17 protein-coding genes and 3 pseudogenes are annotated in these 22,535 nt (G+C 59.1%); 10 read left to right on the top strand and 10 right to left on the bottom strand.

The annotated features are described in order from the left end of the window. Window positions 1-34 precede the first annotated feature (34 nt). The 3 genes from LMT64_RS07260 to LMT64_RS07250 all read right to left on the bottom strand — a co-directional run bounded on the left by LMT64_RS07260 (window position 35) and on the right by LMT64_RS07250 (window position 4,736). Window positions 35-1,876, bottom strand: a complete 1,842-nt coding sequence (locus tag LMT64_RS07260; protein ID WP_229253114.1) for a stalk domain-containing protein — start codon at window positions 1,874-1,876, stop codon at window positions 35-37. A gap of 86 nt (window positions 1,877-1,962) precedes the next feature. Then, on the bottom strand, window positions 1,963-4,155 hold the full coding sequence (locus tag LMT64_RS07255) for a hypothetical protein (RefSeq protein WP_126352459.1): 2,193 nt from the start codon (window positions 4,153-4,155) through the stop codon (window positions 1,963-1,965). After that, window positions 4,152-4,736, bottom strand: coding sequence for a glycerol-3-phosphate acyltransferase (locus LMT64_RS07250; protein ID WP_229253452.1), 585 nt, complete (start codon window positions 4,734-4,736; stop codon window positions 4,152-4,154). The genes LMT64_RS07255 and LMT64_RS07250 overlap by 4 nt, the downstream gene beginning before the upstream one ends. 153 nt (window positions 4,737-4,889) lie before the next feature. On the opposite strand from LMT64_RS07250, the gene LMT64_RS07245 reads away from it, so the two are divergent. After that, window positions 4,890-5,624: a HesA/MoeB/ThiF family protein gene (locus tag LMT64_RS07245; RefSeq protein ID WP_126352458.1), complete on the top strand. Its 735-nt coding sequence runs from the start codon at window positions 4,890-4,892 to the stop codon at window positions 5,622-5,624. Between the two features lie 282 nt (window positions 5,625-5,906). Next, window positions 5,907-6,191, top strand: coding sequence for an HU family DNA-binding protein (locus tag LMT64_RS07240; RefSeq protein ID WP_126352457.1), 285 nt, complete (start codon window positions 5,907-5,909; stop codon window positions 6,189-6,191). Between the two features lie 3 nt (window positions 6,192-6,194). Here LMT64_RS07240 and LMT64_RS07235 read toward each other — a convergent pair whose 3' ends face one another. From LMT64_RS07235 to LMT64_RS07220, 4 genes and pseudogenes are all read right to left on the bottom strand, one after another. Then, complete coding sequence (locus tag LMT64_RS07235; protein ID WP_126352456.1) at window positions 6,195-7,610, bottom strand: phytoene desaturase family protein; 1,416 nt, start codon at window positions 7,608-7,610, stop codon at window positions 6,195-6,197. Continuing rightward, window positions 7,607-9,103, bottom strand: a complete 1,497-nt coding sequence (locus LMT64_RS07230; protein ID WP_126352455.1) for a hypothetical protein — start codon at window positions 9,101-9,103, stop codon at window positions 7,607-7,609. Before LMT64_RS07230 ends, LMT64_RS07235 begins: the two co-directional genes overlap by 4 nt. Before the next feature lie 65 nt (window positions 9,104-9,168). Continuing rightward, window positions 9,169-9,447 (bottom strand): annotated as a pseudogene (locus LMT64_RS07225) (magnesium chelatase subunit ChlI family protein); the annotation flags it as partial. Between the two features lie 302 nt (window positions 9,448-9,749). Further along, window positions 9,750-10,851 (bottom strand): annotated as a pseudogene (locus tag LMT64_RS07220) (IS4 family transposase). Between the two features lie 88 nt (window positions 10,852-10,939). Between LMT64_RS07220 and LMT64_RS07215 the strand changes: the two are divergent. The 5 genes and pseudogenes from LMT64_RS07215 to LMT64_RS07200 all read left to right on the top strand — a co-directional run bounded on the left by LMT64_RS07215 (window position 10,940) and on the right by LMT64_RS07200 (window position 15,841). After that, entirely contained in the window at window positions 10,940-11,410 is a 471-nt protein-coding gene (locus tag LMT64_RS07215; RefSeq protein ID WP_229253113.1) for a heteromeric transposase endonuclease subunit TnsA, read from the top strand. Further along, window positions 11,407-13,350, top strand: coding sequence for a helix-turn-helix domain-containing protein (locus LMT64_RS07210; RefSeq protein ID WP_229253112.1), 1,944 nt, complete (start codon window positions 11,407-11,409; stop codon window positions 13,348-13,350). Before LMT64_RS07215 ends, LMT64_RS07210 begins: the two co-directional genes overlap by 4 nt. 60 nt (window positions 13,351-13,410) lie before the next feature. Then, complete coding sequence (locus LMT64_RS07205; protein ID WP_229253111.1) at window positions 13,411-14,412, top strand: TniB family NTP-binding protein; 1,002 nt, start codon at window positions 13,411-13,413, stop codon at window positions 14,410-14,412. Further along, window positions 14,375-14,833 (top strand): annotated as a pseudogene (locus LMT64_RS14260) (TniQ family protein); the annotation flags it as partial. The gene LMT64_RS07205 and the pseudogene LMT64_RS14260, both read left to right, overlap by 38 nt. A 192-nt stretch (window positions 14,834-15,025) precedes the next feature. Next, window positions 15,026-15,841: a helix-turn-helix domain-containing protein gene (locus LMT64_RS07200; protein WP_229253110.1), complete on the top strand. Its 816-nt coding sequence runs from the start codon at window positions 15,026-15,028 to the stop codon at window positions 15,839-15,841. A gap of 3 nt (window positions 15,842-15,844) precedes the next feature. Here the strand turns inward: LMT64_RS07200 and LMT64_RS07195 are convergent, their stop codons facing one another. Continuing rightward, window positions 15,845-16,324: a hypothetical protein gene (locus LMT64_RS07195; protein ID WP_126352450.1), complete on the bottom strand. Its 480-nt coding sequence runs from the start codon at window positions 16,322-16,324 to the stop codon at window positions 15,845-15,847. Between the two features lie 222 nt (window positions 16,325-16,546). On the opposite strand from LMT64_RS07195, the gene LMT64_RS07190 reads away from it, so the two are divergent. Further along, entirely contained in the window at window positions 16,547-17,530 is a 984-nt protein-coding gene (locus LMT64_RS07190; RefSeq protein ID WP_126353712.1) for an IS4 family transposase, read from the top strand. A gap of 187 nt (window positions 17,531-17,717) precedes the next feature. Here LMT64_RS07190 and LMT64_RS07185 read toward each other — a convergent pair whose 3' ends face one another. Beyond that, entirely contained in the window at window positions 17,718-18,374 is a 657-nt protein-coding gene (locus tag LMT64_RS07185) for a hypothetical protein (RefSeq protein ID WP_126353715.1), read from the bottom strand. 56 nt (window positions 18,375-18,430) lie between these two features. Between LMT64_RS07185 and LMT64_RS07180 the strand changes: the two genes are divergently transcribed. Beyond that, complete coding sequence (locus LMT64_RS07180; protein WP_126353714.1) at window positions 18,431-19,519, top strand: transposase; 1,089 nt, start codon at window positions 18,431-18,433, stop codon at window positions 19,517-19,519. Here LMT64_RS07180 and LMT64_RS07175 read toward each other — a convergent pair. Then, a complete protein-coding gene (locus LMT64_RS07175; protein WP_170166078.1) occupies window positions 19,498-21,348 on the bottom strand; it encodes a DEAD/DEAH box helicase in 1,851 nt (616 codons plus the stop codon). The genes LMT64_RS07180 and LMT64_RS07175 overlap by 22 nt on opposite strands. An 80-nt stretch (window positions 21,349-21,428) precedes the next feature. Between LMT64_RS07175 and LMT64_RS07170 the strand changes: the two genes are divergently transcribed. Continuing rightward, on the top strand, window positions 21,429-22,529 hold the full coding sequence (locus tag LMT64_RS07170; RefSeq protein WP_456077503.1) for an IS4 family transposase: 1,101 nt from the start codon (window positions 21,429-21,431) through the stop codon (window positions 22,527-22,529). The last annotated feature ends 6 nt before the right edge of the window (window positions 22,530-22,535 follow it).

The raw sequence follows: 22,535 nt of genomic DNA, 5'->3' as shown, positions 1-22,535 counted from the left end.
GGGGACTCTGCTTGCTCTCTCGCCTCTTCAACCTTTAGGGCTGATACCACTTGTAGGTGCCTTCCGGCAGACGGTAAAAGACCAGATTGACCGGCAGGGCGCTGCCGTTGGACGGCATGAACTGAATGCGGACCCGGTCCGATTTGGCGCGCCACAGCAGATGGGGTTCGTCGGGAGTCAAGGCATTGCCCTCTCGCGGCAGCTTGATGACCTGGGTCAGGTCGCCGTCAATGATTCGCATGGCGCCGCGGTACAGCCCCCCACGCGGGCTGAGGGCAATCGCCGTACCGCTGGCCCCCGTAAATTCCATGTCGTACAGCACGCCGTAGTTCCCGGCCAGACGCTGCCCTGCGCCTGTGACGGTGTCGCGGCCTGTCAGCACTGGGTCGTGTTGGCCGTCCCCGATCACCACGCGGGCAGGCAGTTGGCCAAGTTGCGCCGTCATCGGGCGGTCCGCTCCCTGGAAGGTGCCACGCTGGTGGCGTCCGTCCAGCGGCAGGTAGGGAAGGCTGCGGAGCGTGGCGTCATTCATCGGTAGACTGGCTTCGGCCATCACGAAGCTGACGACCACTCGCCCACTGCTCTGAAGGTCCTGCAAGATGCTGACGCCGTGTCCGGGGTTCAGGGTGGGGCTGGCGTACAAGGCACTGACCTGACCGGGGGCCAGGTTGACCGTGCTGCGTGCGGGACTGGAGAAGTAATCCATCAGTGTCACCTGACCCAGAATGCCCTCAATCCGGCTGGGGGCCGTTTCCCCCTGGCGGTTCAGAGCCACGCTGACCGGGCGGCTCTCCAGGTTGCGGATCATGATGTACATCCGCGCCGGGCGGCCCAGATCGTTGACGTGATAGCCCAGCAGCCGCGCTTCGCCGCTCACTTGGTCCTGATACAGCACACCACTTTGCTGGGGCTTTTCGGGACTGTCGCTGAACAGCAAAGGCACGGGGCGTGGGCTAAGCTGGCCCATGGTGAGGGCCGGGTAGGTCAGCACCCGTGAGTCGGCGAAGCGGTCCCCGATCTGCCCGTAGCGCAGGGCGTGGGTCACTGGGGTATCTACTGCCGCACCCTGCACCCGGATGGTCCGGCTAAATGGGGCCGAAGTCTGGCCCTTGCCGTTGGTGACTTGCAGGGACACCGCATAGTTACCGGGCGCCCAGTACACGTCCTGTTTGCCGGTCCAGTTGCGCGCGGTGAGGCCGCCGCCTTCGGGATCGTACGAGTACTCAGTCCAGATGATCCGCTCACCGGGCGCGTAGCTGGCCTTGTCGGTAGAAAAGCGGGCTTGTGGCGGCGCGGGTTGCACAGGACCAGGGACAGGAGCGGGTGACGGAGCAGGGAAACTGGGTCTAGGCGCTGTAGGGGTCGGGGCCGCTGGCTGCGGTGTGGCTGGCGGGCGCGGAACGAACGCGCCGCGCGGCTGGGCGCTCAGGGTCAGGACACTGCCGTCTCCCACACTGAGTTCTCCGCCCAGGCCAGCGGCGATCACCCGCGCCGAGACAAACAGTTTGCCGTTCAGCACTGCGACGTTGCCAGCTCCCTGGCGCTGGCCGCGCACGGTAGCGTAGCCGCTGCCGAGGTCTACAGCCAGGTCACCTCCGACCACGCTCACGACGTTGCCGTTGCGGGTCAGGTGGTAGCCCAGCAGCAGCACGGTGTCGTTCAAAGGCAGCATGGTGCGGCCATCCACGATCTGCGGGGCCGTGATCTGGGCACCCTGTCCGTTGATTCTCACCCCAGGTTGCCCAACGCTGAAGGTCAGCTGCAACTGAGCGGCAGCGGACCCGGCAAGGCCCAGCGCCAGGCTGAGCAGGCCCATACGGAGCCAGGCAGCGGTGCGGGGAGGACGAAACAACATAGGGCGGCCAGAACTAGACATGAGTCACAGTATGCCTGCCCAAGCTGACTGAGATTCTCAGACCTGCACTGCAAAAATGAGAATGAAGCGATCAAAATGAGCTTGGCTTAGGTTGATGTCTGCCGGGCCACCTGCCGCCGCACCACGCCGATGCGCCATAAGAGAGCCGCATTGACCACCCAGGCCAGTGCCATCAGCAGCAGGGGCCAGCTGTTCCCCAGGCCGCTCAGGCTGGCAGGCCAGCGCGTGGGAGGCCACAGGTGCAGTGGCCAGGGCAAGGGCTGACCCCTTCCCAGCAGCTCAAGGGCGTAGCCACTGACCCAGGTTAGGCCCGCCAGCACAAAAACCAGCAGCAGGACGCCGCCCCAGACCCAGTCCAGCAGTCCGCTGCCCGGCAGCAGCCAGGACAGGAGGCGTTGGTCGGCGCTGCGTGGTCTTAGGGTTGGCTCGGCTTCGGTGCGCGGCAGGATCAAGAGGAGCAGTGCAGCCAGCGCCAGGAGCTGCGCGGCCCAGAGCGTGGCCCATCCGCTGACCTGACCGCGGCGGGCCAGCTGCCACACCTGACTCAGCTGGGCCTGTGGGTCACTGAGCTGGGTGCGCCATACGCTGCGGATATCACCGCTCAGCGCCCGGAGCAGGCTGCGGTCGTCCGGATAGCACAGCCGGGGCTGGCCGGGGCGGTAGCGCTCCTGGAACTCACTGCCGAGGGTCAGTACCGGAAAGTTCAGATTGTAAGCGGCAGCGCCCAAGCCAGGCTCATCTCCCAGGGCCGAGCGGTAGCGGGCCTCCGCAGTAGGGCGGTCGCCGCGCAACTCGGAAATGGTCCCCAGGTTGTTGCGCCCGCAAGGTTGCTCCGCCGCCACCTGGTAGTAGTGCCTTGCCGCTGACAGGTCCCCTGAGAGTTGAGGCCCCAGGCCACGCAGCAAGGCTGCGTCTGGAGTGGCGGTCAGTGAGAGGGTGGCCAATCCAGCCTCGGCCCAGGCGCCCCCATAGGTGCCGGTATTTAGTGCTGGGTGGTTCAGGCGGCCCGCAGCCTGCGCGGCCCACAGGCCCCCACTCAGGCTGAGAACCAGGGCGCTGCTCAGCCCCAGCACCACCAGCCGTTCGCCCGTGCCGGTGTGCCGCAAGGACAGCCGACGGATCTGCCAGAAGATGCTTAGCAGGGCCAGCAGCAGGCTAAGGGCCAACGCTGCCGACAGCAGGCCGGTAAAGTCACGCAGCTTTTCCAGGCCCAGGGCGCCCTGACCGTAAAGGGTGCCGCTCCCCAGTGAGGCGGCGAAACGACGCCATTCACTGGCTTCGCCGGAGCGGTTCTGGCTTTCGAGCAGTGCCGCGTAGCGCAGAAAGAGGGCCCCGCCGCCCTCCACGCGGGGGTGCATCAGGCGCAGGTGGGCCATCCAGACCTCGGCGCGGTTCAGGCGGCCCTGGTCCAGCAAGGTGCCGATATACCCAGCGGGATGGCCATAGGCTTCGAGTGCAGCGCGGCTGACCCGTACGCTGGGGTCCAGACCACGCTGCGCGGCGTCTATCCGGGCGCTTTCCAGGGCGTCATCGGCCAGCGAGGGATAACCAGCGGCGTCCAACCTGGCAGCCAGTTTGGTCCAGACTGCGAATGGCTGTGTGCTGCCCATCACCTGCTTGAGCCGGGCGGCTTCGGCGCGGCGGTCCCCAGCATTGCGGGCCTGCACAGCGGCCCGCAGACCCAAAAAAGGATTGAGGCGGTCCTGTTGCCAAGCGCTCTGAACTTGGGCATCTGGGATCAGATCAGCCGCCCTCATCGTCCAGAGCGTGACTGCCGGATCAGGGGCGAACACCACCCGTTCCTGCACGCCGCCCCCGTCCTGCGGAGGGATCAAGGTCAGTGTCTCACGGTAACCTGGGCCGGATACGGTGGCCCGGATCAGTCCCCCGCTGCCGTCCAGGGTCAGGACTGGTGCAGACAGATCGTAGCGGGCCAAGACCTCGCCTGTTTCGCTCAAGGCCAGGACAGCCGGACCGACCCCCAGATAGGTGGTGTTGCCCTGGCGCAGAGGCCCACGAATCGCACCCAGCTCGGGGGGCCAGGCGTGGCTCCAGACGGTCTGTCCCCCCTGTACACCGCTCAGTTCTCGGCCCGAGAGCTGCACCTCGGGCAGGGTGTCTGGAGCAACTGCGGGTAGAGGAGGCCTAGCGACCGGAACCACTTGACCCGTGCCGATCAGCCCACTGCCCGGATTGCCGTCTGGGTCGGTCTGGGCGCTGGCTCCCCCAGCCAGGAGGGCCATGCTCAGCAGGAGTCCGGCCAAGCCCCGGCGGCTCACGGCTGGCGCTCTCCGTGCATCTGGAACAGCAGGTGTATAGCCCGCAGACCCATCGCCAATGAGCCAGTCAGCGTAGCCCACAGCCCCCCCTGAGTCGCTGCCAGCCACAGCGCCACGGGGACGGCCAGACCAGCGACCACCGGCACCACGTTCAGGCCCACATATTTTTGCAAGATCAATTTGTACAGCGGCATCATGACTGCGGCGGCCAGCACTGCGCCCAGCAGGCGCTGCGGCGCAGCCACCGCCAGTGCCCCGATCAGCGTGGCGATACCGCCACCCCCCCGAAAGCCGAAAAACACCGGGTAGCAGTGACCCAACACCACGAAAAAAGCTGCCAGTGCCGCGCCCAGTTCAGGGTACTGCGGCATGAGGGCATAGGCCAGCCAGACGGCCAGTGCGCCGCGCAACCCATCCATCACTGCGACTCCGACACCCACCGCCGGACCATACTGCCGCCAGCTGCCGCTGCCCCCTGGGAGGTCGGCACTGCGGATATCCTCGCCACGCCAGCGGGAATACAGAATGCCCGCTGGCAGTGATCCCAGCGCGTACGCCAGCAGGGAAAGAAGCAGCCACATCACAGGGGGCAGTGTATCGCTCCAGAGGAGGTTGATCGCTGGTGATCCTGATCGGCAGGAGTAACCATGCGAGCCGAAAGACCACTTGAGTTTCTCTGCCTCCCTGAACTTGAGACATTCAGCCAGCAGACCCTCCCACTACACTAAAGCCCGATGCCTCCTACCCATGTCCGACGTTTGACCCGTTCCGAACTGCGCCGCTACAGCCGCCCGCTGCTCGTTCCAGAGTGGCAGCGGGCTGGGGCGCAGGAGCGTCTGGGGGACGCACGGGTACTGCTGGTTGGTGCGGGCGGACTGGGCTGCGCGGTGGCTGCAGCAGTGGCGGGGGCCGGGGTGGGACGGTTACGCATCAGCGACCATGACGTGATTGATATCAGCAATTTGCACCGTCAACTGCTGTTCCGCAGTCAGGATGTAGGCCGCGCCAAGGCTGCTGTGATGGCCGCGCAGGTCCAGGCCATTAACCCCTTCGTGCAGCCTGAGGTGGTCCCGGCCCTGACTCCGGAGAACGCCGCTGAGTTGCTGAGTGGCGTCACACTGGCCATAGATGCCACCGACAATTTGGCGGCGCGCTACGCCCTGGCCGAAGCTGCCCACGCTGCCCAGGTGCCCTGTGTCTGGGGGGCCGCCAGTGGCACGTCGGGCATGGTCACCGTGTTCAGTGGTGGGCGGCGGCTGCATGACCTGTTTCCGCCTGGGGGCGCGGCTGCCGACAGTTGCGACGAGGCCGGCGTGCTGGGGCCTGTGCCTGCACTGGTCGGTCAGATGATGGCGCTGGAAGCCCTCAAGGTGCTGGGCGGCGTAGGGCAGACCCTGGAAGGGCGACTGTGGACCTTCGATGGCCTCAGTGGCCGGGTCCGCGTGATCGCCCTACCCCCCGCATCCTAAAACGCAGTCCTGCCCTGCCCGGCTTGCGGATGTGAGCAGAGCTGTATCTTATACAGAAGATTTTGTAAATTATTCAATCATTATGCTACTGTTTGCGAAAGGTGATCGGTGACAGGTTCACTCGGTTGCCCCTGCGAGCGGGTGAGACTGTGCATCCGCTTGCTTGATGGACGCCCGGCACACTTGCCCATTTGCGAGAAGGCAGCGAACCCGCCGGGTGGTGACTGGAAGTCATTGCGCCCCAGCGGTGGACCGGGGCACTGGCTGCAGATGGAGGACGCTATGAACAAACAAAAAGTCGCCAAGGCCGAACTGGCCGCACGTATCAGTGAGCGCACTGGTCTGACCCGCAAGCAAGCTTCTGACGTCGTTTCTGCCGCAACTGGCTTGATGATCGGTGCCTTACGGACCGGACAAACGGTGGGTCTGCCCAATCTGGGCACCTTCAGCATTTCGCGGACCGCCGAGCGTCAGGGGGTACGCCCCGGCACCACCGACCGCATCACCATTCCCGCCGGGAAAAAGGTGCGGTTCAAGATCAGTACGGGGCTGAAAGACAAATTGTAAGCCTCAGCCCAGCCCAAAGAGGTCATGTAGCGCAGCCTGAGCGGCGTGATACCCGCACATGCCATGCACTCCGCCCCCCGGTGGGGTCGAAGAACTGCATAAATACACCTGCGGATCGGGTGTGCGGTACGGCGTGGGGGTCGGCACTGGGCGCGCCAGCAGGCCTGGCAGGTCAAAACGTCCTCCGTTGACATCCCCACCGCCGAAGACCGGACTAAAAGCCTGGATGTCCCGTGAGGTACTGACTCTCCGGTGGACCACCAGCTGACGGAAGCCAGGTGCCAGCCTTTCCAGGGCAGCGTCTATGGTCTGCGCGTAAGCCGGGGAGACGTCGGCAGGAGCGTGGGTATAAGCCCACAGGGTATGACCGCCAGCAGGCGCACGGCTGGAGTCAAACAGGGTGTGCTGCGCGGCCAGGATAAAGGGCTGGGCTGAGAGTTCGCCGCGCGCTGCCCCCAGTTCGGCAGCGCGGATCTCCTCCAGGCTGCCGCCGATGTGCAGGGTGGCGGCCTGCGTGGCGGCAGGGTCCAGCCAGGGGACTGGGCCGCTCAGGGCATAATCCACTTTCAACACGCCCAGCCCGTAGCGAAAGTGGTCCAGCCAAGCGTCGTAGGCGGGGGTAGAACGCTGCAGCAGCTGGCGGGCGACTGCCGGGCTGGAATCCACCAACACGGCGCGGGCGGGTGGCAGATCAGCGCGTGACTTGACCCGGACTCCAGTGCGAATCTCGCCCCCGAGAAAGCGGAAATATTCGGCGAGGGCGTCGGCCAGGGACTGCGCTCCACCGCGTGGAAAAGGCCAGCCGCCAGCGTGGGCTGCCGTCCCCAGCATCAGGCCAGCGGCTCCCGCACCAGGGGTGTGCATCGGCAGGTTGACATGGGCGGCCAGCCCGGCCCACAGCGCCCGTGCCTGCGAAGTGCGGAAAATGCGGGCACTCAGGTCTGCTGGGGGCAGCGCCGCCAGGCCAAAGCGGGCCAGCAGAAAGGGATGGCGTGGTACACGCAGCAAGGGCCGCAAAGTGTCTTCCAGGAGCGCCGCCTGGCCGTGGACCAGCGGTCCGAACAGAGCCCGCCAGGCGGGGCCGTCCACCCCCAGCTGCTGGACCGCATTATCCAGCTTCTGTGGCAGCGTCCGCGCTTGACCGTCCCACCACAGATGGACGAATGGCGCGGGCGAATGTACCCAGTCCAGTCCAAAAGCGTGCAGAGGCCATTCCTGCCACGCGGGTGAGGCATAGCCCAGCGGGTGAATGGCGCTGCCCTGATCAAATATGAATCCGCCGCTGCCTATACTGCTCAGGCCGCCGCCCACGCGGTCATGGGCCTCCAGCAGTTGCACCTTCAGGCCAGCGCGGGCCAGGGTAATGGCCGCACTCAGTCCATTTGAGCCAGCCCCGACGACAACTGCGTCCAGGGTCATGGTGACCCGCTTGGCTCGACTTCCTGTCTTATGTCGTTCTCTGCAGCGTCAGCCTGAGCGCCTGAGTGCTCCTGGCCATCCAACCAGACGGCCAGGCGTTGCAGCACATCGGCGGTCACCAGGAGGCCTGCGCCGAGCACCAGCGCCAGCAAAAGCGACCAAAGTCCGGCCAGCCCGGCCCCGCCCAGCAGTGAGAAGATGGCCATAACGGCGGCCAGCGAGGTCAGCGCCAGCGCCAGCAGTCGCAGTCGGGGTGGCCACACCTGCAAGTCGGGTCGCTGCTGGCCCCGGATCAGGGACTGTAGACCGCCGCTGGCTGAACGGCTGCGGGGTGTATGGGCGTCTGGTTTGGTCGGCTCGGCCCCGGCAGTGTTGGATACAGGCGAAGTGTCCGGTGCAGGCTGGACTGCCAGCTGCTGGACTTCTTCGGCGACACGTGTTGGTTCAGTCGGGGTTTGCTGTGCCGTGGGCTTTGGCGCGGGCCGGGGCGCTTCTTCGATGACTTCTCTGACATTGGCGGCAGGCTCTGCCGGGGTGGCTGAAGGGATGGGACGGCGCAGGGAAGGAAAAATGCTCCGCCGCAGCGCAGGCTCGGTTGGAGCTGCCTGTGCGGTGTTTTGCTCTGGTCGCTCCTGGCTTTCGGTCACAGGCTGAGGACGTAGCGCCTCTTCCATGCTGACACTGGCTGGCGCGTGTGCTCCCTGAGGTGGCTGGGACGGAGTCGTCGGTGGCTGTGGTTCCGCACCTCCGTCACGGAGAGGCTCTGGTCGCAGTGCAGGTTCCGGCAGATTTTCCCGTTCGGCCCGGACCTCGGCGCGGGTCACCAGCCGGGTGTCGGCAGGAGCAGGCGGGGATACTGCTGGGTCAGTTTCAGATTGATCGCTGGATGTCTCGCCGGAACGGCGTTTGATGACCCGTACCACCGACCCCAGGCGCTCGCCCATGCTGAGGCCACCTACCCCACCAAAGGCTTGCTGTTCCGGGCGCTCATAGGGTTCGTAGAGTTCGGCATTCTCCTGAGAGGCTGAGGTTTCTGTTTGGCGGCGCAGTTTGGGTAGGCGGGCAGTGAGTGGATTGGGGGTCGGGTCGGTCTTGGGAGCCACTTCCGGATGGGGCGGCTCGGCGCGGGGCACTCTGGCAAAAGGCGAGGGCGGTGCTTCACCGCGCTGGCGTTCCTGCTCACGCTTGGCCTGGGCCTTGGCATAGGCTGTGGCGTCGCGGACCCGCAGAAAAAAGGGCTGCACCTGATCCGGGTCAAAGCCCAGCAGGCTGGCGCTCAGGGCCGTACCTGCCGGGGTTTCAACCTTCAGGACGCCCTGATCATCACTGTGGATCCGGGTCAGGTCACGCAAGCTGACCCGGCGCATGCCCCGGTTGTCGCGGTAGATCAGCAGATCGTCCACCAGCACGAAAAAAGCGCCTTCGTGAGTGAGGGAGGCTTCAGGCTTACCAGTGATGCCCAGTTCTTCCAGTGTCTGCCCAATACGCGTCATCCAGCCTCAGCTTAGCAAGGGAGATGGTGAAAATTTCTACAACGGGGCTAAGGCGGCTGACAGTTTCAACTCAGGTCACGTGGCCGGAAGGTCAAGGCCTCGGCCAGGTGGCTCTCGGTGATTTGTGGTGCTCCCGCCAGGTCAGCTACGGTGCGGGCCACCCTCAGTACCCGGTCATACCCGCGTCCGGTCAGGCCCAGTTGGCGGGCAGCGGCACGCATGAAATTCTCTGGTCCCGGTCCCAGGGCAGCGGCTGCGGCCAGGGCCTGACCGACCAGATCAGCGTTGCGGGCTTGCTGACGCTCCTGCATTCGCCCGCGTGCCGACAGAATGCGCTCCCGGACTTGGTCTGTCGAAAAACATGTTGATCGGGACTCATAAGCCCTTTTCCCTCGCTTTCATATAGGATCGGTGCGACTGAGATATAACATTATTTGAGACTAAATTGTAAATTTACTAGATTATTTGCGACTGGAGGAAAGATGGAAGCCGTTAGGAAAATCAGGCGGGGGCACCGTGGAAATCGTGGCAGAATTTTCGCGCCTAAAGCCGGTGGTAACGCTGAATTTGAATCTACGCTGGAAAGAGATTTCTACTACCTGCTGCAATTTTCTTCTGAGGTCGAGAAGTTCTTTCCTCAACCAGCTCAGTACCTGACAGGTTGCCTTTCGGCCCCTCCTGGCGCGGGAAATGGAGTCCTCAAGAGGTCCAGGAAGAGCCTGAATTTCTCCCCCGCCCCACCGCAGCGCACGGCTCAGCTCCTCATACCCATACCTCGCCCTGCTGACCGCAGGGCGACCATGTTTTTTGACACGTATGGGCCTTGCTGCCGCTCGCCATTCCCCCACACGCAGCATCCAGGTCAAGGCCAGGGTCAGCAGACCAAACAGGTTTCCTACACGCTCCGGGTTGGTCATGTGGGTTTGCTCCAGATTCAACCCTCTGGATTTCATGGCTGAGAAGGTGGTCTCTATGGCCCAGCGCTGCCTATAGATGGTGAGCGTGTCCCAGACGGATAAGTCTGAAGCGATGATGACCCGCTCTCCCTCTGGGGAGAGCGTCGCGACTACTCGCATCCAGCCGCCCTGAACCCAGACCTTGTCAAACAGGGCACGTATTTGACCCGGCTCCAGTGACGCGAAACAGTCACGAGCATATTCACCGTCTACCACGGTATTGGCCCGAATACGAATGCATCTTTTGATCCCGCTGCGCCGCAAAAACGTGAACCACTTCTGACCGAGAAACTCCCTATCCGCGATCAGGACCTTCCACCTGCGTGCGGGTAGGTGTTTCAGCAGCTGACCGACCAGCATCATACGTGCCCTGGATTCACTGTTCCCGCCGTGCTTCAGTTCTTTCCAAGCAAGTGGAAGAGTAACGTTGCCCAGCACCACGCCGATGACCAGCAGGTTGAGGTGAGACTGGCCGAGCTTCCAGTTGGTGCGGTCCATGATCAGGGTCAGTTTTCCCTCAGGCAGCAGTGGAAGCAGGACATCTTGGATGTCCTGCTGGGTCAGACCAGCACCATGCAGCACACGAGCCACCATACGCGTGATGGACGGTGTCGTCGCAGCACGGTCAATATGGAGCGCGATCTTGCGGTGGAGGGTGGACTCTGCCTGTAAAATGCCGAACAGGACTTCTGCAACGCAGCGCAGACGGTCCATGCGGTGGTGTGGGAGACGCTCTTTCAGGTAGGTCACGAATGTGTCAACATTCGTCAGGGCGGCTTGGTTCGGTTTCACACCTCCATAAGCCGCCCTGCTTCATATTTTTCTGCGATCCAGACAACGTTTCCTTCAACCTGTCAGGTACTGAGCTCAACCAGTAAGGTTGTCTTACAAGGGTAGTAACGGACGCAAGAAAAGTTATGTACCAGATACTCTGGTCTATTATCGGGATGGACAGTCTCCCTGCTTGTTCGAGGTCAAGCATGTTGAGCAACTGCGCGAAAACCCTGTGGAGTACCGCTTACGATTTCAAGCAGCGCGTGCCTATGCTCGTGAGCAGGGTTGGCGTTTTAGTACCACCACGGAACGGTCCATTCGCGGCATCACGCTGGATAACATCACCTTTCTCCGCCAGTTCCTTGACCCAAATCGGGAGTTCCAGGCCGAAGACTTGGCGTTCCTAACGCAAGCTGTAAATGGTCCTACAACTCCGCGTGCCATTTTTGCTTCCTTGCCTCTAGCCCGTAAGGGAACTCTGCTACCTGTGTTTTGGTACTTGGTGGCCTCTGGTGAGATTCAACTCTCGCTTCAAGAACGGCTCAGTATGGATAGTGCGATCTGGAGGACTCCATGACGCTAACGCTGAAGAATGATCAGTGGGTCACCTGGCAAGGTCGGGAAGGCCGTGTCGTTCGTAGCATCTCCCTGCATGACGCGCAGCTGCGTGACCGCAATGGAGATATCTTTACAGCTCCCATTGCAGAGCTGATGCCCCTCGACATAGCGCAGAGTGCCCGTCCTGTGCGGACTGTCGATTCCCAGAAAAATCAGGTTATCTTTCAGCAAGCCCAACAGCGTTTAGATGCCATCAGGCCGTTGCTAGACCTTGGACTTTTGAGAAAACGCCGTCATGTTGAACAGCGGGCGCAGGAGCTGAACTGTAGTCCAGCGACACTCTACCGTTGGATTAGAAACTACGAATCAGGTGACTTCAATAGCTTGGTCCACCAGCGCCGCAGGGACGCTGGAAAAGGAAGGCTATCAGAGGAGGTAGAACAGGTCATGCAGCGACTGATTGATCGGCGCTATCTGACCTCCCAGCGCCCCACAATGACCGAGGTGTACCGGACGCTACTGCTGGAAATCCAGACCATGAACAATAACCGTGCCGAGGGCGAGCCAGAGGTGCTGGCCCCTACCTATCAGACATTCCGCCGCCGCATTTATCAGACTTCGGAACGCAAACGTGTCAGCCGGCGTTACGGTGAGGGTGCGGCCAAACGTTCAGACCCAATCACTGGGCGTTATCCAGGGGCCACTTATCCCCTGGCTGTAGTGCAGGCTGATCATACCCAGTTGGATATCAAACTGGTGGATAGCGTTCATCGTCAACCAATGGCAGGGCGGCCCTGGATCACTCTGGTCATGGACGTATTCAGCCGGGTTGTGCTTGGCTTCCATATCTCGCTTGACGCTCCGAGCACGTATTCAGTAGGTCAAGCATTGACACACGCCATTCTGCCTAAAACTCTGTGGCTGGCCCGTCACCGTGAGGAAGTCAAGCGGGTACTAGGAGATCTCACTGATGAGGAGTTGGAGATTGACTGGCCTTGCTGGGGTAAGCCAGTTAAATTCATGGTAGATAACGGGCGGGAGTTTTGGGGGGAGATGCTCCACCGGACTTGTGCGCAGTACGCCATTGACCAGGAGTTCCGCCCTGTTCTGCGTCCGGAATATGGGAGTCATATTGAACGCATTTTGGGAACAGTCGCAGTAGAGTTGCATAGCCTCCCAGGGACAACATTCAGCAATATTGCCGAGCGGGGCAAATATGATTCTGAGGCCAGGGCAACCATGACTTTCGAAGGATTGCAGGTCTGGCTCACGGCTTTTTTACTTGGGGCCTATCACAATAGAGAACACTCTGAACTTGGCATGACGCCATTGGAAATGTGGGAAAAGGGTCTTCTTGAAGGCACAGAAACGCACCCGCCAACAGGTCTACCAGCTATCTTCACCGGTGACCGGGCTGAGCGACTCAAGATGGATCTCCTTCCATTCTTCGAAGCAACAGTACAACGTGAAGGTGTTCGTAACGAGGGCATGGTTTACCAAGATCCAGTTCTGCATGCCTACGTTAAAGCAAAGCACCCGGAACGGACTACTCGTTCAAGACTGTTTACCTTTCGCTATGACCCGACGGATATCAGTCAAGTGTATTTCCTTGATCCGGAGCTGAATCGGTACTTTCCAGTGCGGTGTATCCAACCAGATTTTCCGAGTATCAGCATCTGGGAGATGCGTGCTGCCAAGAAGTTTGGAAAAGCACAGGGGCTGGAGGTCAAGGACACCCGCACGATCATGAATGCCTATCAGTTGATGCGCCGGGTGGCTGAACGTGAAGAGGAGCAAACCAAGCATACCCGCCGTGAGCAGGAACGTCGTCGGCAGCGGGCACGGGCCCCTAAAGCCACAGACAGTGTAGCCAAGCCTAAGCTGTCCACCAAGCGCCCAGCTCTAAGCGTCTTCAGTGATCTTGGAGATATTCAGCCCTTTGACGATATTGATACCTAAGATTCCGACTGGAACAAAATGCCCTTTCCGTCTACACTGTAACCGAAAGGGGTATGTCAGGTGACACATAAGAGAAAAGGGACGCTGGTAGCCGCTGCTGCACAGCGGCTGGACGCAGATGATGGTGACCGCATCGAATTTTTCCGGGGCAGACTCTGGATCGGATATCCGAAGGCCAGGGCGGTGCTAGCGAAACTGGAGCGACTCTATGAATACCCTGAGGTCACACGTCCACCAAATCTGCTAGTGGTCACAGAGACCAATAATGGCAAAACCAGCATCGTCGAGCGCTTCAAGGAATTGCATCCGGATGTGGATGACCCGCTCAGTGACGGCGTGAAGATGCCTGTGGTGTTACTGGACACCCCGCCAAGTGGTGATGAGGAACGCCTGTATGCCCACATCCTTAAGAAGCTACGGCCCACGACACGGGTACCGAATGGTAAAGATGCCAAGCTGATACAGGTAGAGCGTCTCCTGCAAGGACTTCAGGTGAGGGTCCTGATCCTTGATGAGTTCAACAACTCGTTGACTGGTCAGGCGAATCAGCGGCAGCAGATGTACAACGCGCTAAAAGGTTTGAGTAACGGGCTCAGACGGCCCATTGTTCTGACTGGAACGTATCAAGCTTTGACGGCCTTACGCAGTGACCCACAGCTTCAGAACCGATTTCCACCGATGGTTTTGCCGAAATGGGAATTGAACCGTGATTACTTGCAGCTCCTTACATCCTTTGAGGCCCTGATGCCTTTGAGAAGGGATTCTGGTCTAGCAAGTGAGCAACTGGCTCCCCTCCTCCTTTCAATGTCGAACCGGAACATTGGTGAGTTGAAGAATCTCCTCGTATTGGCGTTTGAGGAAGCTGTCATCAGTGGCGAGGAACGCATCACCGCCAAACTCCTGCTGCGCCTTGACTGGCTGCCACCGGATCTGCGTGACCAGGCGGCCAGTGCTGCTGAATATGGGATGGACGTGAAGCTGGACTATCAGGCGCGTATCAGAGAGCTGGGCACAGTCTCTGAAGATGAAATGGACGATGAGTCGGATGGCGATGACCGTTGAGCGCCTGCCTGGACACCCACAGCCGCAACCAGGGGAAAGCCTATCGTCCTGGCTGATCAGGACAGCGTATGCCAATGCTGAGCGCCTCAGTTACATCACGACGTACCTCACAGGGGATGCGAACTTCTGGGTACATGACCGGGATCGGCTGCTCTCCTCTGAACTGTCTAGGCGTCTTGAGGCTGGGACGGGTATTGCATCAGAGCGCCTTCAAGAATTGGTGCTGAGCCAGTATGCAGGTACGCTCTTCGAGCGGCTGGAGCCGCAGGGGTCGGTAAGGTGGCTCCTTCCGCTGGCCAAGCGGGGGTACCGGGCCTCCCGCTCTGGTTCGCTGTATTGCCCACTCTGTCTGGCTGAAGATATCCATCCACATTTACGCCTCTCATGGCGGATGTCCTTCGTGGTGGTCTGCCCGGTTCACGGCACAGCCCTACTTGATGCCTGCCCACAGTGTCACTACCCATTTGCGCCCCATCTGAATGACCTAGGAACAGGACGGAACGGTTATCTGGAGTTGGAGCTACCCTTCGCGTGGTGTTCCCAATGTGGAGAGCGTCTCACAGATGTGACATCGGAAGTGGGTTGTCCTACCGTTGTTGACTTGGAGCGGCGAATGCTGCGAGGCCTGCGAGCCGGAGTGCTGGAATGGGACGGTCTGGGTGAAGTACCTGCTCAGGAGGGCTTTGACGTGCTTCATCAGTTGCTTGCGGTAGTGATGCGTCCCGAAATGCGCGAGGCACTGAAAGACCTGCCAGATGCCCCGGAGTATCCACAGCGGCGCAACCGCTCCTTTGAGGACTTCTCTTTGGCTGGTAGGCGGGCCCTCATAGAGCGGCTAGCCTATCTGGTGCAGGACTGGCCCTGGCGGTTCTCAGGAGCGGTCAGGGCAGCGGCGTTGACCCGCAGGCCCCTGGTGGCCAACATGCCTCAGATTCCTTCTTGGTACGACGTGGTGGCCGAACAGTTCAGTCAGGCGAATGGACGGCGGGCCTATAAGGTGACTCCACTGGTGCCACACCTGACTTCGGCTGAGATTGCGGCTTACCGGGATGCCGCCCCAACGGAGATCGAGGGGCGGCGCTGGACAGTGATCTGGCATTACACACAGCAACCGCAGAAGCTGCCAGTGGCCCGGAAGTTAGGGCTGAGCTGGCAGTTTGTACATAACACGGTAACCAAGTACAACGCGCGCGGGCCAGAGTCGCTCATGGATGTGCGGCGAGGGCGGGAGCTTCGTAGCAAGAGACTGCTAAATGCAGAGCAGGAACAGGAGTTACGTGCCCTCATTGACTCTTCCCCCAAGCGGCTAAGCAATGAGCAACTGGCCGACTGGTTTGAAGCTCAAATCGGCAAGCGCCCTGATGCGACGACACTATGGATGTATCGCCGTGGGGGCAGTCACTCACACAAGGGAAGGCGAGCCGACTAAAAATTATGTGAGTTGCTCAAGGAGTTCAGACATTGGCTGAATGTCCTTCAATTTAACTTCTGCACGTCTACGTTGTATTGCATTAGGGTAAGGAACGTATAGAGCACCTTGCAGCGCTTCACGACTGAACCAGCCGGTAATCAACCCCTTGCTCAAGGAAGGAACCACGTATCTCGGTGCACTAAAAAGTGTGTAATAAAAATAGACTTGAATGTTAAATTCTCGAGGCTCTTCCTGATTAAAGGCGGGAGAAAATGTGCTCAATATGTCTTCTGGACTGCTTTTTAGAGCCGAGATAGAAGACTTCACAGAGCAGCGGACAATCTCATTATTGAGGTTCCTAACGTGAATATCATGTCCTGGATCTGGGTTTGGTGCTCGTTTATCGACCGCCGATACTGCGTATTTGCCATTACGATGCAAATAATCAATAACAGCCATCTCGGCAATTTCACCTACAAGGGCATCAATGAATCGGTCCATGCTCAGTAGGTGACAACTTCAGTTTCACATTGTCCTAGACGGCAAAAACCAACAGTCGGCCCCATCAAGCTTGATGGGGCCGACTGTTCACGGTTTCCTGAGAGTGTGAAAACAACAGAATCCGCCGCCCAGCAGGCTACCGTACTGACCCGCCACTTCAAAGCACACGCGAGTCACCTCCGCATTGACACCCTTCAGCGGCTGATCGATGTGCTTCTGGCGATGATTGCCGCGAGGAGCATCAATCATCACGACCTGAGTCCTCACATGCCCGGTATCAGCACGCCGCAAGCCAAGAAAAGAAGGGCGGACCGAACCTTCCGGGATGAGCAGCTGGACATGGACTTTTTCATCGCTCTGCTCGTCGTCCATCTTCCACCGGGGAAGGTGTTGCTGAGTCTGGACCGCACCAACTGGGAGCATGGGGAAACGCCCATCAATTTTCTGGTGCTTGGAGCCGTGGTTCATGGCTTCACCCTGCCCCTGATTTGGGTTCCTCTTGATGAGTCTGGGAACAGCCATACCTATGCCCGTATGTGGCTGGTATTGAAGCTCCTCCGCGTCTTGCCAGCGAAACGCTGGCAAGGCCTGGTGGCTGACCGTGAGTTCATCGGTGCGGAGTGGTTCCGTTTTCTCCGTCGTCAAGGCATCAAGCGGGCGATCCGCATTCGGCACAGCGACATGCTGGACGACACGAATGGGAAGGAATGGTTTAAGCACGTCCAGCACGGTCATTTCCATGAAATCGACGAAAAGGTGTTCGTGTTTGGCGAACTCATGCGGGTGGTCGCGACGAGGTCATCCACAGGTGACCTCGTCATCATTGCCACAGATTTCAGCGCTCGGAAGACCTGGAAGCTGTACAAGCAGCGCTGGTCAATCGAGTGCACCTTCAGCAGCTTCAAGATGCGAGGCTTCGACCTGGAGCGGACTGGGATGACGGAAAGGAGCCGTCTACAGCGGCTCTTTGGCCTGGTGACACTGGCCTGGGTGTTCTGCTTGCGCCTGGGGGTCTGGCTGGGCCAGACCCAGCCCATCCCCGTTCTCAAGCATGGTCGTAGAGCGGTCAGTCTGGTGCGGCACGGTGCTCAGCATCTCGTGGATGCCTTACGGTGGAAACCCAAACAGTTCATGGCTGTCCTAGACCTGTTGACCCAGCCCTTTTGCCCACCAGGAGCGCCTTTAGACGAAGTTGTCACCTACTGAGCGGTCCATGAAGTCCCTTGAGGGCAAGTCAGGTCGATCTCGAAGATGCGCGTAGAGATAGGTGGCATTGCCAAGAGCTTCGTCGAAAACTCCTTGAGGGCAGGCCAGTATTCCAGGAGCATTCGCTCCCCTAAAAATGGGAACTACATCAGCAGGGGTGACTGTCATAGATACTTAATATCATTTTTTACAGGCTCCCTAACTGATCTATTCGGAAGGGTTGCCCAAGAGTATTCAGATTGCGTTGAGGATCGTAATTCACGATACGCCAATCATGGTTGTGATCAAGATGGACCATTAGGATGCGCCGATAAATAGGGTGTGCAACCTGAGCTTTGGCCCTAGCATTACCGATCTCGTCATTGAGGTCACGCTTGACCTCAATGAGTGAGATACCTTCAGCACGTGTGCGCTCTGGAACTCCAACCACGAAGTCAGGGTAATAGTAGGACTGCTGATGCTGCCCTGGGAGCGGCACAGCCGTGGAATAAGGCTTTCTTGGCGGGTTCCGGTGCCACCAAGCCACTGTTTCACTCAGGTCATCATCCAGCAATTGGGCAAAGGCGCGTTCCCATTGATTGAGGTCTGATGGGAACATGCCATAAAGATTGAGTCTGGCAGGATCAACCGTATCGTCCTCTAAGCCTTCAGGTAAAGGGGCTGCTTCAATGACTTCAAGGTGGTTTTTGGCTGCTTCTTGAATGGCATTTCTAAGTGCTTTTGGACGCAAGGCCAAAATTTTATGTAGGCCACTGGTGACCTGTTCAGGTGAACTGGCTAACCCGCTCATCCCACGTTTCAGATACTCACGCCGCAGAGCTTCATAGAGTTGATCATGACTCATAACTTGCACCTGTATAGGTAGACAGAAAGCGCTCCCAGAGCTGAAATTCTGGAAGTGTGAACAAACAGGTTTCAGGGGAGCGCGCCCGTATTCTCGCACAGCAGGTTCTGGGGATTCCAGAGACGCTGTACCAGCAGCGAAGCTTGCAAGCTTCGCTGCACCTCTTCCACAGTCCAGGCCAGAAGACCAAGTTCAGCCAGGCTGAGGGAGTCAGTCCCAGCGCACTGAGCCGTTTCTTCAACATCTATGACTGGGATTCAGACCGTTGCTGGGAAGAGATGCAGGATTTCCAGTGGCGCATCCTGCTGGATGCAGCCCGCCACAAACGCAGACCTCGTCTGCGTCTCAGCGTGGACTTGACCACGGTGGAAAAGGTGGGAACTCAGCTGCCCTATGTCAGCGTCTACAACGGCAGGCACGGCATCCATCTGGTGGTCTTGTTCGCCGAATATGGGGAACTGAAATTCCCCATTTCTTACCGGGTTTACCAGGGCAAGCACACCAGCACCCCGGTCACGCTGGCCCTCGACTTGCTGGAAGAGGTGCCAGAATTCGTGGGGAAACGCTTTCAGGTCTGCGTACTGGCGGACAGCGGATTCGAATCCGCTGTCTTTCTGGACGGTGTGCAGCGTCTAGGTTTCGAGTTTGTGGTGGGTGTGCGGAGCAACCGACGCACGGATCATCCTGGGCGGGTGACGGTGGCGGATTGTCCGCACGGAGGGTATGTCAACCTCGCCAATTGGCCACTGGAAACGCTGTCTCTGGGGAGGATCGACCGTGGGGACCGCGAATTCTTCGCGGTGTCGTCCGAGCTGCTGGAGGGGGATGACATCCTGGCCGAAGGTAGGCGGCGCTGGGCGCTGGAATCCTTTTTTAAGGAGGGGAAGCATCAGTTTGGGTTGGCGCAGTTCGCGTTGCGAACTGCCAGGGGCCTGGACCGCTGGATTCTGATGGTCTTCCTGGCGTTCACCCTGACCACACTGCACCGCTCAGAGGACATGACCTTGAAGGAAGCTGCACGCTTGGCTCTCTACACCTTGTTCCCCGAAGTCAGGCTCAACCACCTGCTGAACCAACTTCAAAAAGAGCAAGAATTCCTGCACCAGCACGGCTATTCGCTCAGCTATGCAAGGTGCAAGTTATGAGCATGAAGCTTTCTGACATCAAGTAGGCCATCGCCCACAGAATCAAGTAGGGTGCGCTGAGCCTGACGGTCAATCTCCTTACGGGCCAATAGTGCGTGAATTTCTTCAGGCCGTTCGCGCTGAAGAGTAAAAACTTCAACAGTGTCTTTGATAATGCGCGTAGCGTCCCGCTGCGTCAGATTGATAAGTTCATCGTCGAAGGGAAATAGGCGGATGATGTCAGCTAGCAGGTCTTTCTGGTCAGGTGAAATGATGGCCCTCAGCAAAGCTTGTGGCACACTCGGAAAAGGCTGTTTCGGCCAAAGGACACGTTCCTGCTGAATCCGGAATGATGTTGCAACAGGTGTCGTTTTTCCCCTTTCTTTCGTCACAGGTTGTTCATGTTTGAGTCCCCAAACATTGAGGAGGCTAGCCATAGACGTTGGCTTCACTGATTCTCCAGTTTCCACGTTGGCCTGTATTGGTACAGGTGCAGAGAACTCCACTGGAAGAAGTGGTTGGATGGCTTCAACCAGAGGAGGGGCATCAATAGAGTTGATTTCAACTTGTGGGGTTTCGGTTTCGAAAGAGTACTCAGGCTTCGTATTGAGAGGCTCTAGTGTAGGCACAGACAACTGCGGAAACGCAAGGGTCTGGACATTGATACTCGGGGAAACATCACTGAGTTCATCCTGAATAGCGTTGATCCGGCTGGCCGCATCAAGTAAGCCCTGCTGCCTTGAATTATCTGCAAGGAAGACATAGCCGTAATCAAGAGCCTGATTCTTGGAAACATTTTGGAGGCGGCGATCTACACGCATTAGGCGGCCTACTACCTGGACACCGAATTCCGGGTCACGCGATGAACGGAGAGAAACTAAGGTAAAGGCACGTGGCGCATCGAAGCCCGTAGCAATGGCCATTTTGAATACCAAGGCCTCAACGTCATCGTCATTTGCCAGCGTCATTAGGTTAGGATCTGGCTCGTCGGCAGTATGAATTCGGATGGCCTGTTCAGGAACCCCATATTTGATAGCAGTGGCAACTGCATCCTGCACACTGTTCTCTCTGGAATCCACCTGGATCAGCAGCAGCGGTGTCATGCCAGGGCGTATGTCGGCCAGCAGGCCTTGAAGTTCCTGGTGAGTGCGAACGCCGCACATAATAGCTGTCTCTTCAAAGTTGATGAGTTCTTGTGGTGTGTCGTAGCTGGTACGAAACAGGCCGACCTTGACGCCTTTTTTAAGTAGATCCGCGTCAACGCCCCGTCTTCTGGCAATAGAAACGCGGTTCAGGATGGGGCGACCTACAAGATCCAGGAATGCTGTGATGTCCCTGTCGCGGGGCGTAGCGGTGACCAGAATAGTTAGGCTGGGCTGGAGGACATCTCGGTAGAAATCGACAGCCTGGGTGCCGTCACGGAAGCTGTGGTGAGCCTCATCAATAATCACACCGATGGTATAGCCTTTATTGCGAATCACCTCTAAGAAGAGATCGAGTGAGGGCATGGTTTCGCTATCACGACGGATGCGCCGACTCTCTGCGTTAGCTACAGCAGCACTGCCCCAGGTAGTGACGAAGATATCGCCACTTTGAATGGTTTCAATCAGGCGGTCATCTACCAGACTGCGAACTCTGAGTTGAAAGCCTTCGTTACGGATGCTGCGTGCCGTTTGAGTGGCCAGCCCTGCGAAGGGAGTAAACCAAAACCAGATCACACGATCCTGACGGGACAGTTCCTCGGCAATGTGGGCCGCCATCAGCGTTTTACCAATCCCCGTTGGTGCTTCGAGCAGAAGATAACCGCCTTGGGAGACGATTTCCTGTTGACCCTGTTGACTCTTATCCACACGAAGCTCAGTACCTGACAGGTTGAAGGAAACGTTGTCTGGATCGCAGAAAAATATGAAGCAGGGCGGCTTATGGAGGTGTGAAACCGAACCAAGCCGCCCTGACGAATGTTGACACATTCGTGACCTACCTGAAAGAGCGTCTCCCACACCACCGCATGGACCGTCTGCGCTGCGTTGCAGAAGTCCTGTTCGGCATTTTACAGGCAGAGTCCACCCTCCACCGCAAGATCGCGCTCCATATTGACCGTGCTGCGACGACACCGTCCATCACGCGTATGGTGGCTCGTGTGCTGCATGGTGCTGGTCTGACCCAGCAGGACATCCAAGATGTCCTGCTTCCACTGCTGCCTGAGGGAAAACTGACCCTGATCATGGACCGCACCAACTGGAAGCTCGGCCAGTCTCACCTCAACCTGCTGGTCATCGGCGTGGTGCTGGGCAACGTTACTCTTCCACTTGCTTGGAAAGAACTGAAGCACGGCGGGAACAGTGAATCCAGGGCACGTATGATGCTGGTCGGTCAGCTGCTGAAACACCTACCCGCACGCAGGTGGAAGATCCTGATCGCGGATAGGGAGTTTCTCGGTCAGAAGTGGTTCACGTTTTTGCGGCGCAGCGGGATCAAAAGATGCATTCGTATTCGGGCCAATACCGTGGTAGACGGTGAATATGCTCGTGACTGTTTCGCGTCACTGGAGCCGGGTCAAATACGTGCCCTGTTTGACAAGGTCTGGGTTCAGGGCGGCTGGATGCGAGTAGTCGCGACGCTCTCCCCAGAGGGAGAGCGGGTCATCATCGCTTCAGACTTATCCGTCTGGGACACGCTCACCATCTATAGGCAGCGCTGGGCCATAGAGACCACCTTCTCAGCCATGAAATCCAGAGGGTTGAATCTGGAGCAAACCCACATGACCAACCCGGAGCGTGTAGGAAACCTGTTTGGTCTGCTGACCCTGGCCTTGACCTGGATGCTGCGTGTGGGGGAATGGCGAGCGGCAGCAAGGCCCATACGTGTCAAAAAACATGGTCGCCCTGCGGTCAGCAGGGCGAGGTATGGGTATGAGGAGCTGAGCCGTGCGCTGCGGTGGGGCGGGGAGAAATTCAGGCTCTTCCTGGACCTCTTGAGGACTCCATTTCCCGCGCCAGGAGGGGCCGAAAGGCAACCTGTCAGGTACTGAGCACAC

The sequence above is a fragment of the Deinococcus radiophilus genome (genome assembly GCF_020889625.1).
GTDB classification, from domain to species: Bacteria; Deinococcota; Deinococci; order Deinococcales; family Deinococcaceae; genus Deinococcus; species Deinococcus radiophilus.
Note: the sequence above shows the minus strand (reverse complement) of the source record. Positions and strands in the feature narration are given on the sequence as shown.